Origin of the sequence: Aeromonas sp. QDB68, from assembly GCF_027707405.1 — a bacterium.
Classification (GTDB): Bacteria; Pseudomonadota; Gammaproteobacteria; order Enterobacterales; family Aeromonadaceae; genus Aeromonas; species Aeromonas caviae.
Map to the genome: position 1 here is coordinate 1 of NZ_JAPCIQ010000100.1, position 11,899 is coordinate 11,899.

Here is an 11,899-nt window from a genome sequence, read left to right on the forward strand (position 1 = left end):
CTATTTGATCTGTCTCTGCCTGCTGCTCAACTGTAAGTACATTGCTTGACTCAATATCCTTTAGTAGGCCTCGGGTGGGGAAGTCAGTGCACTGTTTGAAAACATAGGTACTGTGGCAGATGGTATTGCGACTTTGTCTCAGCCTCAGCAAATCATCGACAAAGCTGATGCGAAGCCGCTTGAAGTGCCACAAGGTCAGATTGAGTTTAAGCAACTGAACTTTAACTACGGCAAAGCAGCAGGTGAACATGGTCCTGTGATTGATGGTCTGGACTTGTCGATTAAACCCGGTGAAAAAGTAGGTTTAGTCGGCCGTTCTGGTGCTGGTAAATCCACGCTGGTGAACTTACTGCTGCGCTTTTATGATGTCAATTCAGGCCAGATTTTGATAGACGGTCAGGACATCAAAACTGTATCACAGGAAAGTCTTCGCGCTCATATAGCTATGGTGACCCAGGATACCTCCCTGCTACACCGTACTGTAAGGGAAAATATTTTATATGGTCGTCCTGGCGCTACCGAAGCGGAAATGATTGAAGCAGCCCGTTTAGCCGAAGCCGATGCTTTTATTCAGGAGCTTACCGATCCTAAAGGCAACAGTGGCTACGACGCTCAGGTGGGCGAACGTGGAGTCAAGCTTTCTGGTGGTCAACGTCAACGTATTGCAATAGCTCGGGTTTTACTGAAAAACGCCCCTATTCTGATTTTGGATGAAGCCACCTCAGCGCTGGACTCCGAAGTAGAATCAGCTATTCAGCATAGTCTGACTCAGTTGATGATAGGCAAAACGGTTATAGCCATTGCACACCGTTTATCTACCATAGCAGCTATGGACAGGCTGATCGTTCTGGATCAAGGTCGTATTGTGGAACAAGGCAGTCATCAGGAACTGATCGCCAAAGGCGGTATTTACGCTCAATTATGGGCGCATCAAACCGGCGGCTTTATTGGTGTGGAATAAATAATAAAGGTCAGAGTCTTGGCTCTGACCTGTTGTTTTTAGCTTAAACGCGGGTCGGTTTCAGCGACCATCGGCCGGTTTAAATGCGCATTTCTGAACTGTAATAATACAGGGAAGGGTTTTAAGTCGACTAAATCGCGGAACAATATCCAGTCGATTAAAGTGAACAGACTGATACCAGGATAGTCCCAGTCACCGAAATGCCCTGCCCTGATTTGTTGCTCAAGTGCCTCTAGCGTCGCCTGAATTCGCTCATGCTGAAGATTAAAAAACAATTTATCTTCAGTCACGTCAAAACCTGAGCGCTTACAAAGCAGTAATTCAACCAAGGAGTCTGTGCAGGCATTGATGGTCGTCAGACCGTTTTCCTGATCCCAGCTCAATGGTTTGAATTTCAGTTTCGAAGCCAAATAACGATAAATTACGCCTGAATCAAAAATAACCTGCTCTCCATCCACTAACACAGGCACTTTGCGTGCCGGATTATGTTGTACCAACACTGAACGGCCTTCAGACTCAAAAATATTAAGCGCTACAAACTGATAAGGTTGCCCTGCCAGTACTAAACGTAAACGACGAACAAAAGGGGAAGCCACTGAACCTAATAACTGCATAACCTACTCCAATTTCAAACCATAGCTTTAGTGTACAACCAGAGTCAGCGGCTTAGATAGTGCTGATAGTCTGTTAATTTGGGCTTAGGGCAGAAAGCTTTTTCAATTCAAATTGATACGCAGTCTGAGCAACCTGCGCAATGATAGCTTCATTGGTTCGGCTTGACTCGGCTGAGTCTTTCACAAAAACAGCAACCAGCAAGGGCCGTCCATCAGGCAACAGAATGATACCTAAATCATTAGTGGCCGCAGTTTTTCCGGCTTTGATACCCGAAGTACCAGTTTTATGTGCGACCACAGTACCAGCTGGTAACAAACCTTTTAACCGCTCTGGTCCTGTGGTGGTTTCGACCATCCACTTCCATAACAAAGCCTGCGAGGTTTCAGACAGCTGTGTTTTTTGCTCAAACTTTTTCAGGATCTCTGCAGCACCTTTCATCGAGGTCCAGTTTTGATACTGCACCTGATCATCGGCGTGCATCTGCGCTTCATTTGCGACCACAGCGGTCTCCTTTATACCCATAGACTGGATATAGTCATGCAAAGCAGCTGGTCCACCAACCAGTTCAAATAACAAATCACAGGCCACGTTATCGCTGAGCGAGACCGAGTATTGCAGCAGTTGCTGCACTGGAACACTAAACTCGTCTCCCTGATACGCTTTCATTATCGGAGCCCAGGTATTCTGTAAAACCTTAGCCCTGTTTACGATAACGGTCTGATTTAAATCCAACTTTCCCTGATCAACCTGATGCAGTACCAACATAGCTAAATGCAATTTAAATACACTTTGCATTGGGAATTTTTCAAAAGGATTAATCAGTAAAGGTTCCAGATCGTCAGGCCCCCACACTGCAACGCCTACAGTGGCTTTTTTTCCAATGACTATGGATTCAATTTGCTCTTTTAACAGTGGGGATTGCGCTGAGGTTTCGAATGAACTAAAAGATACCATCAGTAGCGTCGAGGCAGTAACTACAGCTTTTATAATGACATTCATCGGATTGTCCTTTTGATAAGTCGATATGAATTATACAAAAGGCAGCCAAAGCTGCCTTTTTAGGGTATAGGAAGTATAAACCACCTTTTTGGGTATAGGAAGTATAAACCACCTTTTTGCTCCTCATCCGAAGTATCTTACCTGAAATTCCCTCACTCGTTTACCGCTCAAGCCCCAATTTTAACTGCCGGTCCAGCCTAAACCGCTCTAATAAGGTTCGATTTGGCGGTAAAATCTCTAGCCTGATAGCTCGAGAGATACAAACTGCCCCACCGCCCCGTTTAAAAGTTGGCAGTGTTGAGCAGTGTTGGATTTGGGGTCGTCAGTCAAAGAGACGACTCTGTGATGGATCGAACAGGCTGGGAGTCAGTGGCGGCGCTCGTTCTGGTGGCAGCTCACGCTGCTTGGCGGCATTCGCCTTGGCTGTTTTCTGTTTCAGATGCTTGAGAATCTGCTCAATGACCTTCGGATCTTCGATGCTGGCAATCACTTTGACGTGACCGCCGCAGTGTTCGCAGACTTCAATATCAATATTGAAGACTCGCTTGAGGCGTTGCATCCAGGTCATGGCGCGGTGGCGCTCTGCAGGACTCTTGTCACGCCAGTTAGTATCGAGACCTTCCGATTTGTCGGGCTTCTTGCCCCGCTTGGCGGGTGTTACTTGAACTCGGTGTTTGCTGTTCGGTGCAAAGACGCCGTGGAAGCGTGTGAGGTTGACTCGCGGCTTAGGTACCAACGCAGCGAGTTTGGCGATGAAGTCCAGCGGCTCGAAGATCACATGGGTGGTGCCATTGCGGTACGGAGTTTTGAGCTCGTAACGCACCTGCCCATTGGCGGTTAATGCCAGACGTTTTTCTGAAACCGCTGGCCGACTAATGTAGCGACACAAGCGCTCAAGCTTATCCCGCTGATGCGCTTCGGCCATCACACCGGCGTGTAGCGAGAAACCAGCATGGTTGGCTACTCGACTGCTTGAGTCGGCTTTATCCTCACGCCCTGGCAAGGTTTGCAGGGTGAAGACTTTGCGCCCTTGCTGGGGGCCGACGGCAATGCGATACGTAACCGAAGCACCATGTAATTGAGTCAGCGTATCGTCTTCGCCCTCTTCCAGTGTCAACCACGTATTCTCGGCATCACGCTCCAAAATCCCACGCTTTTCCATGCAGCGAGCGATGCGATGGCTGAGGGTGTGAGCGAGCGTATTCAGCTCATCGTAAGTGGGTGCCTTGACACGATGGAAGCGTTGCTTGCCATAGTCATCTTCGGCATAGACACCATCGAGAAACAGCATGTGGTAGTGGACATTGAGATTTAGCGCGGAGCCAAAGCGTTGGATAAGAGTCACTGAGCCAGTTTGTGCAGAGGCTTTGGTGTAACCGGCTTTTTTGATCAGATGAGTTGAGAGTGTACGATAGACGATACTCAAGACCTGGCCCATCAGCTGGGGATGGCGAGCCAGCAAAAAGCGTAGCTGGAAAGGAAAGCTGAGCACCCACTGGCGAATGGGCTCCTTGGGGAAGACTTCGTCTATCAGCAGCGCCGCACTCTCGGCCATCCGGCGGGCACCGCAGCTAGGGCAAAAGCCGCGTCGTTTACAGCTGAAGGCGACCAGACGCTCGTGATGACAATCCTCGCAGCGAACCCGCATGAAACCATACTCCAGACGGCCACATTGGAGGAGGTCGTTGAATTCTTGTTGGATGTAGCGAGGCAGGTGTTGACCTTGGGCTTCGAGTGAGGCTTTGAAGGCTGGGTAGTGCTGCTCAACCAGCTGGTAGAGCAGCGTCTGGTCGGGTTGGTGGCGTTCGTAACCGTTTGTTTGAGTGGGCGATTGACTCGCCGTGGCGTTCCTTGCCAGCGACATGGGTATCCTCCGCTGATACTGTGGTTATGTACAGTATCAGCGGCTTGCGTTCAGACGTCCAGTCTGGCCCTAGACATCGCTAAATGCTTAACCCGCAATAGCCCTCACGAGTTGTTATCAGCCACTACCGGTTGAGCGAGAAGGTTTTGGGTTCAGGGTGCTATTGCTCCACCAATCACAATACTGAAGCCCCAACTGTTATCAGTTGGGGCTTTTTCTTGTCTGTTTGCGGCGGTTGCGTTTTATCGGTAGTCGTCGAGCTCTGCACCATCCCACATAAGAGCTTAACGGTGCGATCTTCAACGCCATCACACAAAACTTTCTTTTTCACGCACAGTCAACTTATTGGATGTTTTATTAACAACCCAAAAGGAGATATTTAGCGGGCGGCCGGAAGGTGAATGCTAGGCATGATCTAACCCTCGGTCTCTGGCGTCGCGACTGCGAAATTTCGCGAGGGTTTCCGAGAAGGTGATTGCGCTTCGCAGATCTCCAGGCGCGTGGGTGCGGACGTAGTCAGCGCCATTGCCGATCGCGTGAAGTTCCGCCGCAAGGCTCGCTGGACCCAGATCCTTTACAGGAAGGCCAACGGTGGCGCCCAAGAAGGATTTCCGCGACACCGAGACCAATAGCGGAAGCCCCAACGCCGACTTCAGCTTTTGAAGGTTCGACAGCACGTGCAGCGATGTTTCCGGTGCGGGGCTCAAGAAAAATCCCATCCCCGGATCGAGGATGAGCCGGTCGGCAGCGACCCCGCTCCGTCGCAAGGCGGAAACCCGCGCCTCGAAGAACCGCACAATCTCGTCGAGCGCGTCTTCGGGTCGAAGGTGACCGGTGCGGGTGGCGATGCCATCCCGCTGCGCTGAGTGCATAACCACCAGCCTGCAGTCCGCCTCAGCAATATCGGGATAGAGCGCAGGGTCAGGAAATCCTTGGATATCGTTCAGGTAGCCCACGCCGCGCTTGAGCGCATAGCGCTGGGTTTCCGGTTGGAAGCTGTCGATTGAAACACGGTGCATCTGATCGGACAGGGCGTCTAAGAGCGGCGCAATACGTCTGATCTCATCGGCCGGCGATACAGGCCTCGCGTCCGGATGGCTGGCGGCCGGTCCGACATCCACGACGTCTGATCCGACTCGCAGCATTTCGATCGCCGCGGTGACAGCGCCGGCGGGGTCTAGCCGCCGGCTCTCATCGAAGAAGGAGTCCTCGGTGAGATTCAGAATGCCGAACACCGTCACCATGGCGTCGGCCTCCGCAGCGACTTCCACGATGGGGATCGGGCGAGCAAAAAGGCAGCAATTATGAGCCCCATACCTACAAAGCCCCACGCATCAAGCTTTTGCCCATGAAGCAACCAGGCAATGGCTGTAATTATGACGACGCCGAGTCCCGACCAGACTGCATAAGCAACACCGACAGGGATGGATTTCAGAACCAGAGAAAGAAAATAAAATGCGATGCCATAACCGATTATGACAACGGCGGAAGGGGCAAGCTTAGTAAAGCCCTCGCTAGATTTTAATGCGGATGTTGCGATTACTTCGCCAACTATTGCGATAACAAGAAAAAGCCAGCCTTTCATGATATATCTCCCAATTTGTGTAGGGCTTATTATGCACGCTTAAAAATAATAAAAGCAGACTTGACCTGATAGTTTGGCTGTGAGCAATTATGTGCTTAGTGCATCTAACGCCTGAAATAAGCCGTGCCGCGAAGCGGCATCGGCTTGATTGAATTGTTAGACGGCAAACTCGAGCCAATACTTGTGCAGGCCAACAATATTAGACGAGCACAGCATGGGCATTGCCGCTTTGATCTTCTCCAGTGACCAATTCCACCACTCCATCTCCAGAAGCAATGAAATTTCCTCATCGGTGAAGCGTTTCTTAATCTTCTTAGCGGGATTGCCGCCAACGATAGCGTAAGGCTCCACATCTTTTGTCACCAACGAGCGGCTGCCTATCACCGCACCGTGCCCGATCTTGATTCCGGGCATGACCATTGCCTCAGAGCCGATCCAAACGTCATTGCCAATGACAGTATTACCTGCTTTTTGGAAGGCATCGAGTGCGCTTGAGAATGCAGGTTCTTCCTGCATATAAAAGAACGGGAAAGATGATGCCCAGTCGTACCGATGCCCCTGATTGCCAGCCATGATAAAGGAAGCCCCACTCCCGATAGAGCAGAAACTACCGATGATCAACTTATCAACGTCATCACGGTCCGGAAACAGATACCGTGCGCAGTCATCGAATGAGTGCCCATGATAGTAGCCAGAGTAATAGCTGTACCGCCCAACTTTGATATTGGGGTTCTTCACTTGCTCAGAAAGCAGCTTGCCTTTGAAGGGGCTATCAAAGTAGTTGGTCATAAGAGATCCCGCGGTCTGTGACTTTGCCGTCTAACGTTTGAAATAAGGGGCGCCGAGCGCCAGCGAGGGGAGCCAAAAGCTTGCTTTTGGCCGTCCCGACTTGATTGAAGGGTTGGGCGTTTTTTTGCCTCGCCTTCGAGTTGCTCTTGTTGTACAATTTTCTGTACATGTACGGAGGATGTTATGGACGCTATCACTTACACACACGCCCGCGCCAACCTGGCTGGAACCATGGATCGTGTTTGCAACGATCATGAGCCGGTGATCATCACACGTAACGGCGACCAATCGGTTGTGATTCTCTCGCTGGAAGATTTCCAGGCGCTGGAAGAAACTGCGTATCTGCTGCGCAGCCCCGCCAACGCCAAGCGGCTTTTCAAGTCGATCGAGCAACTTGAAGCGGGCCGAGGACAGGCGCGGGAGTTGGCCGAATGAGATTAATTTTTTCCGATGATGCATGGGAAGATTATCTGTTCTGGCAAAAACAAGACCGCCGCATGGTTGATCGAATTAACAAGCTAATTAAAGAAACCACCCGAGAGCCTTTCTCTGGAGTGGGCAAGCCAGAGCCATTAAAACATGCTTTGGCCGGTTATTGGTCTCGTCGAATTACGGATGAGCACCGAATGGTTTACAAAGTGGCGGATGATGCCCTTTGGATCGTTCAACTCAAGTACCACTACTGAAAAGACGCCCAACGTTTGACATGAGGGGCGGCCAAGGGCGCCAGCCCTTGGACGTCCCCCTCGATGGAAGGGTTAGGCATCACTGCGTGTTCGCTCGAATGCCTGGCGTGTTTGAACCATGTACACGGCTGGACCATCTGGGGTGGTTACGGTACCTTGCCTCTCAAACCCCGCTTTCTCGTAGCATCGGATCGCTCGCAAGTTGCTCGGCGACGGGTCCGTTTGGATCTTGGTGACCTCGGGATCATTGAACAGCAACTCAACCAGAGCTCGAACCAGCTTGGTTCCCAAGCCTTTGCCCAGTTGTGATGCATTCGCCAGTGACTGGTCTATTCCGCGTACTCCTGGATCGGTTTCTTCTTCCCACCATCCGTCCCCGCTTCCAAGAGCAACGTACGACTGGGCATACCCAATCGGCTCTCCATTCAGCATTGCAATGTATGGAGTGACGGACTCTTGCGCTAAAACGCTTGGCAAGTACTGTTCCTGTACGTCAGCAAGTGTCGGGCGTGCTTCTTCTCCGCCCCACCACTCGACGATATGAGATCGATTTAGCCACTCATAGAGCATCGCAAGGTCATGCTCAGTCATGAGGCGCAGTGTGACGGAATCGGTGCTGTTGGTCACGATGCTGTACTTTGTGATGCCTAACTTTGTTTTAGACATCATTGGCGTGGAGCCGAGCAGACTGGCGGCTTCGTGCTTCACAAAGTAAATGAACGCAGTCAACTGATCAGCGCGTGAGGCCAAGCAATCCATCCCTTGTCCAAGGTAAGCCTGCTGGGCTTCAAGCAGCACGGGCTGATGTTGGACGGGCAGGCGTTCCATTACCCAGTTGGCAGCTACATCCTTCGGCGCGATCTTGCCGGTTGCTGCGCTGTACCAAATGCGAGACAAGGTAAGCACTACATTCCGCTCGTCGCCTGCCCAATCCGGTTGTGAGTTCCATAGTTTCAAGGTGTCGGCCAGTGCTTTGAATAGATCGCTTTCCGGGACTGGGTTGAAGAAATCTTCCGCGGCCGAACCTGCCAAGGCAAGGCTGTGTTGCCTTGCTTTAGTTAGCAGAATAGCCAGATCAACATCGGTTGTCGCGGGCTCGAAGATGCCCGCAAGAATGTCCTTGCGCTGCCACTCCCCGAATTGCAGTTCCCGTCTGGCTGGATAACGCCAAGGAACAACATCGCCGTACACGACGATGGTAACTTCCAAGGCACGGAGAGCTTCACTTTGGCCGGGAGAAGCGGAAACTTCCAGGAAATCTACGAACAGAGCCTGCCGCACAGTCTCATCGAGCTGTGCAGTCACAGTAACCAGCAAATCAATATCACTGCATGGCTTCAGGCCACCGTCGAGTGCAGAGCCGTACAAATGCACGGCCAGCAACGTCGATCCCAGATGATGCTCGATGACGTTGAGTGCCTGTGATAGCTGTACCGAAATCTCGGCGGGCACTGCGTTGCTCATGATGTCTAACTCCCAATTTGTGTAGGGCTTATTATGCACGCTTAAAAATAATAAAAGCAGACTTGACCTGATAGTTTGGCTGTGAGCAATTATGTGCTTAGTGCATCTAACTTTGTTTTAGGGCGACTGCCCTGCTGCGTAACATCGTTGCTGCTCCATAACATCAAACATCGACCCACGGCGTAACGCGCTTGCTGCTTGGATGCCCGAGGCATAGACTGTACAAAAAAACAGTCATAACAAGCCATGAAAACCGCCACTGCGCCGTTACCACCGCTGCGTTCGGTCAAGGTTCTGGACCAGTTGCGTGAGCGCATACGCTACTTGCATTACAGTTTACGAACCGAACAGGCTTATGTCCACTGGGTTCGTGCCTTCATCCGTTTCCACGGTGTGCGTCACCCGGCAACCTTGGGCAGCAGCGAAGTCGAGGCATTTCTGTCCTGGCTGGCGAACGAGCGCAAGGTTTCGGTCTCCACGCATCGTCAGGCATTGGCGGCCTTGCTGTTCTTCTACGGCAAGGTGCTGTGCACGGATCTGCCCTGGCTTCAGGAGATCGGAAGACCTCGGCCGTCGCGGCGCTTGCCGGTGGTGCTGACCCCGGATGAAGTGGTTCGCATCCTCGGTTTTCTGGAAGGCGAGCATCGTTTGTTCGCCCAGCTTCTGTATGGAACGGGCATGCGGATCAGTGAGGGTTTGCAACTGCGGGTCAAGGATCTGGATTTCGATCACGGCACGATCATCGTGCGGGAGGGCAAGGGCTCCAAGGATCGGGCCTTGATGTTACCCGAGAGCTTGGCACCCAGCCTGCGCGAGCAGCTGTCGCGTGCACGGGCATGGTGGCTGAAGGACCAGGCCGAGGGCCGCAGCGGCGTTGCGCTTCCCGACGCCCTTGAGCGGAAGTATCCGCGCGCCGGGCATTCCTGGCCGTGGTTCTGGGTTTTTGCGCAGCACACGCATTCGACCGATCCACGGAGCGGTGTCGTGCGTCGCCATCACATGTATGACCAGACCTTTCAGCGCGCCTTCAAACGTGCCGTAGAACAAGCAGGCATCACGAAGCCCGCCACACCGCACACCCTCCGCCACTCGTTCGCGACGGCCTTGCTCCGCAGCGGTTACGACATTCGAACCGTGCAGGATCTGCTCGGCCATTCCGACGTCTCTACGACGATGATTTACACGCATGTGCTGAAAGTTGGCGGTGCCGGAGTGCGCTCACCGCTTGATGCGCTGCCGCCCCTCACTAGTGAGAGGTAGGGCAGCGCAAGTCAATCCTGGCGGATTCACTACCCCTGCGCGAAGGCCATCGGTGCCGCATCGAACGGCCGGTTGCGGAAAGTCCTCCCTGCGTCCGCTGATGGCCGGCAGCAGCCCGTCGTTGCCTGATGGATCCAACCCCTCCGCTGCTATAGTGCAGTCGGCTTCTGACGTTCAGTGCAGCCGTCTTCTGAAAACGACAGTCAGAATAGAGTCTGCTTTCCCATTTTTTGACACATGCCCGCGAAGGTTATAGATTTCAGCCTGACAGAAATGGGCTTTGAGGCACAACGGAACAGAAAGTGCACTTAAGCCGCCTTCAACCAAGGAGACATCGTGCAGGGGCACCGCATCGGCTACGTCCGGGTCAGCAGCTTTGACCAGAACCCGGAACGCCAGCTGGAACAAACCCAGGTGAGCAAGGTGTTCACCGACAAGGCATCGGGCAAGGACACCCAGCGCCCCCAGCTCGAAGCGCTGCTGAGCTTCGTCCGCGAAGGCGATACAGTGGTGGTGCACAGCATGGATCGGCTGGCCCGCAACCTCGATGACCTGCGTCGCTTGGTACAGAAGCTGACTCAGCGCGGCGTGCGCATCGAGTTCCTGAAGGAGGGCCTGGTGTTCACTGGCGAGGACTCGCCGATGGCCAACCTGATGCTGTCGGTGATGGGGGCCTTCGCTGAGTTCGAGCGCGCCCTGATCCGCGAGCGGCAGCGTGAGGGCATCGCCTTGGCCAAGCAGCGTGGCGCGTACCGGGGCCGCAAGAAAGCCCTGTCCGATGAGCAGGCTGCTACCCTGCGGCAGCGAGCGACGGCCGGCGAGCCCAAGGCGCAGCTTGCCCGCGAGTTCAACATCAGCCGGGAAACCCTCTACCAGTACCTCCGCACGGACGACTGACACATGCCGCGTCGCTTGATCCTCTCGGCCACGGAGCGGGACACCCTGCTTGCGCTGCCGGAAAGCCAGGATGACCTGATCCGCTACTACACCTTCAACGACTCCGACCTGTCGCTGATCCGCCAGCGACGCGGCGACGCCAACCGCCTCGGCTTCGCCGTGCAGCTCTGCCTGCTGCGCTACCCCGGTTACGCGCTGGGAACCGACAGCGAGCTGCCCGAGCCGGTCATCCTGTGGGTGGCGAAGCAAGTCCAGGCCGAGCCGGCGAGCTGGGCAAAGTACGGCGAGCGCGACGTGACCCGTCGCGAGCATGCCCAGGAACTGCGCACCTACCTGCAACTGGCCCCGTTCGGCCTGTCCGACTTCCGCGCCCTGGTGCGCGAGCTAACCGAGCTGGCCCAGCAGACCGACAAAGGCTTGCTGCTGGCCGGTCAGGCCCTGGAGAGCCTACGGCAGAAACGACGCATCCTGCCGGCGCTGAGCGTGATTGACCGGGCCTGCTCGGAAGCCATTGCGCGAGCCAATCGGCGGGTCTACCGCGCCCTGGTCGAACCACTCACGGACTCGCATCGGGCCAAGCTGGACGAGCTGTTGAAGCTCAAGGCCGGCAGCAGCATCACCTGGTTGACCTGGCTGCGCCAGGCACCGCTGAAACCCAACTCTCGGCACATGCTGGAACACATCGAGCGGCTGAAGACATTTCAGTTGGTGGACTTGCCCGAAGGCCTGGGCCGGCACATCCACCAGAACCGCCTGCTCAAGCTGGCCCGCGAGGGTGG

13 protein-coding genes and 1 pseudogene are annotated in these 11,899 nt (G+C 53.8%); 6 read left to right on the forward strand and 8 right to left on the reverse strand.

Translation table 11 applies throughout. The annotated features are described in order from the left end of the window. The first annotated feature begins 112 nt into the window (after window positions 1-112). On the forward strand, window positions 113-961 hold the full coding sequence (locus PG892_RS19120; protein WP_270825703.1) for an ABC transporter ATP-binding protein: 849 nt from the start codon (window positions 113-115) through the stop codon (window positions 959-961). A gap of 38 nt (window positions 962-999) precedes the next feature. Here PG892_RS19120 and PG892_RS19125 read toward each other — a convergent pair whose 3' ends face one another. From PG892_RS19125 to PG892_RS19150, 6 genes are all read right to left on the reverse strand, one after another. Next, complete coding sequence (locus PG892_RS19125) at window positions 1,000-1,575, reverse strand: glutathione S-transferase family protein (RefSeq protein WP_001176353.1); 576 nt, start codon at window positions 1,573-1,575, stop codon at window positions 1,000-1,002. 73 nt (window positions 1,576-1,648) lie between these two features. Further along, a complete protein-coding gene (locus PG892_RS19130) occupies window positions 1,649-2,575 on the reverse strand; it encodes an extended-spectrum class A beta-lactamase PER-3 (protein WP_049637349.1) in 927 nt (308 codons plus the stop codon). 322 nt (window positions 2,576-2,897) lie between these two features. Next, window positions 2,898-4,439 (reverse strand): IS91-like element ISCR1 family transposase, encoded by a 1,542-nt coding sequence (locus tag PG892_RS19135; RefSeq protein ID WP_000050481.1) that lies wholly within the window; start codon window positions 4,437-4,439, stop codon window positions 2,898-2,900. A gap of 404 nt (window positions 4,440-4,843) precedes the next feature. After that, window positions 4,844-5,683 (reverse strand): sulfonamide-resistant dihydropteroate synthase Sul1, encoded by an 840-nt coding sequence (gene sul1 / locus PG892_RS19140; RefSeq protein ID WP_000259031.1) that lies wholly within the window; start codon window positions 5,681-5,683, stop codon window positions 4,844-4,846. After that, window positions 5,677-6,024 carry a quaternary ammonium compound efflux SMR transporter QacE delta 1 gene (locus PG892_RS19145; RefSeq protein WP_000679427.1) on the reverse strand — a complete coding sequence of 116 codons (348 nt, stop codon included), beginning with the start codon at window positions 6,022-6,024 and terminating at the stop codon, window positions 5,677-5,679. The genes sul1 and PG892_RS19145 overlap by 7 nt, the downstream gene beginning before the upstream one ends. A gap of 156 nt (window positions 6,025-6,180) precedes the next feature. Continuing rightward, complete coding sequence (locus tag PG892_RS19150) at window positions 6,181-6,813, reverse strand: type B-3 chloramphenicol O-acetyltransferase CatB3 (protein ID WP_000186237.1); 633 nt, start codon at window positions 6,811-6,813, stop codon at window positions 6,181-6,183. A gap of 183 nt (window positions 6,814-6,996) precedes the next feature. Here PG892_RS19150 and PG892_RS19155 point away from each other — a divergent pair, with 183 nt between their 5' ends. Continuing rightward, entirely contained in the window at window positions 6,997-7,248 is a 252-nt protein-coding gene (locus tag PG892_RS19155; protein WP_032492621.1) for a type II toxin-antitoxin system Phd/YefM family antitoxin, read from the forward strand. Further along, window positions 7,245-7,499, forward strand: coding sequence for a Txe/YoeB family addiction module toxin (locus PG892_RS19160; protein ID WP_032492620.1), 255 nt, complete (start codon window positions 7,245-7,247; stop codon window positions 7,497-7,499). Before PG892_RS19155 ends, PG892_RS19160 begins: the two co-directional genes overlap by 4 nt. 72 nt (window positions 7,500-7,571) lie before the next feature. On the opposite strand, the gene aac(6')-Ib is transcribed toward PG892_RS19160, so the two are convergent. After that, window positions 7,572-8,165 (reverse strand): AAC(6')-Ib family aminoglycoside 6'-N-acetyltransferase, encoded by a 594-nt coding sequence (gene aac(6')-Ib / locus PG892_RS19165; RefSeq protein WP_049637357.1) that lies wholly within the window; start codon window positions 8,163-8,165, stop codon window positions 7,572-7,574. A 9-nt stretch (window positions 8,166-8,174) separates the two neighbouring features. After that, window positions 8,175-8,963, reverse strand: a pseudogene (locus PG892_RS19170) (AadA family aminoglycoside 3''-O-nucleotidyltransferase); the annotation flags it as partial. Between the two features lie 246 nt (window positions 8,964-9,209). Between PG892_RS19170 and intI1 the strand changes: the two are divergent. The 3 genes from intI1 to PG892_RS19185 all read left to right on the forward strand — a co-directional run. Continuing rightward, window positions 9,210-10,223 (forward strand): class 1 integron integrase IntI1, encoded by a 1,014-nt coding sequence (gene intI1 / locus PG892_RS19175; protein WP_000845048.1) that lies wholly within the window; start codon window positions 9,210-9,212, stop codon window positions 10,221-10,223. A gap of 336 nt (window positions 10,224-10,559) precedes the next feature. Continuing rightward, on the forward strand, window positions 10,560-11,120 hold the full coding sequence (locus tag PG892_RS19180) for a recombinase family protein (protein ID WP_001161490.1): 561 nt from the start codon (window positions 10,560-10,562) through the stop codon (window positions 11,118-11,120). A 3-nt stretch (window positions 11,121-11,123) separates the two neighbouring features. After that, window positions 11,124-11,899, forward strand: a 776-nt coding sequence (locus PG892_RS19185; RefSeq protein WP_144026764.1) for a DUF4158 domain-containing protein, incomplete at its 3' end; no start/stop codon positions are given.

Coding starts and splice junctions, on each gene's coding strand:
- PG892_RS19135 (WP_000050481.1), bottom strand. CDS start 4,439: ATGTCGCTGGCAAGGAACGCCACGGCGAGTCAATCGCCCACTCAAACA.
- intI1 (WP_000845048.1), top strand. CDS start 9,210: ATGAAAACCGCCACTGCGCCGTTACCACCGCTGCGTTCGGTCAAGGTT.
- PG892_RS19160 (WP_032492620.1), top strand. CDS start 7,245: ATGAGATTAATTTTTTCCGATGATGCATGGGAAGATTATCTGTTCTGG.
- PG892_RS19150 (WP_000186237.1), bottom strand. CDS start 6,813: ATGACCAACTACTTTGATAGCCCCTTCAAAGGCAAGCTGCTTTCTGAG.
- PG892_RS19145 (WP_000679427.1), bottom strand. CDS start 6,024: ATGAAAGGCTGGCTTTTTCTTGTTATCGCAATAGTTGGCGAAGTAATC.
- PG892_RS19155 (WP_032492621.1), top strand. CDS start 6,997: ATGGACGCTATCACTTACACACACGCCCGCGCCAACCTGGCTGGAACC.
- sul1 (WP_000259031.1), bottom strand. CDS start 5,683: ATGGTGACGGTGTTCGGCATTCTGAATCTCACCGAGGACTCCTTCTTC.
- PG892_RS19125 (WP_001176353.1), bottom strand. CDS start 1,575: ATGCAGTTATTAGGTTCAGTGGCTTCCCCTTTTGTTCGTCGTTTACGT.
- PG892_RS19130 (WP_049637349.1), bottom strand. CDS start 2,575: ATGAATGTCATTATAAAAGCTGTAGTTACTGCCTCGACGCTACTGATG.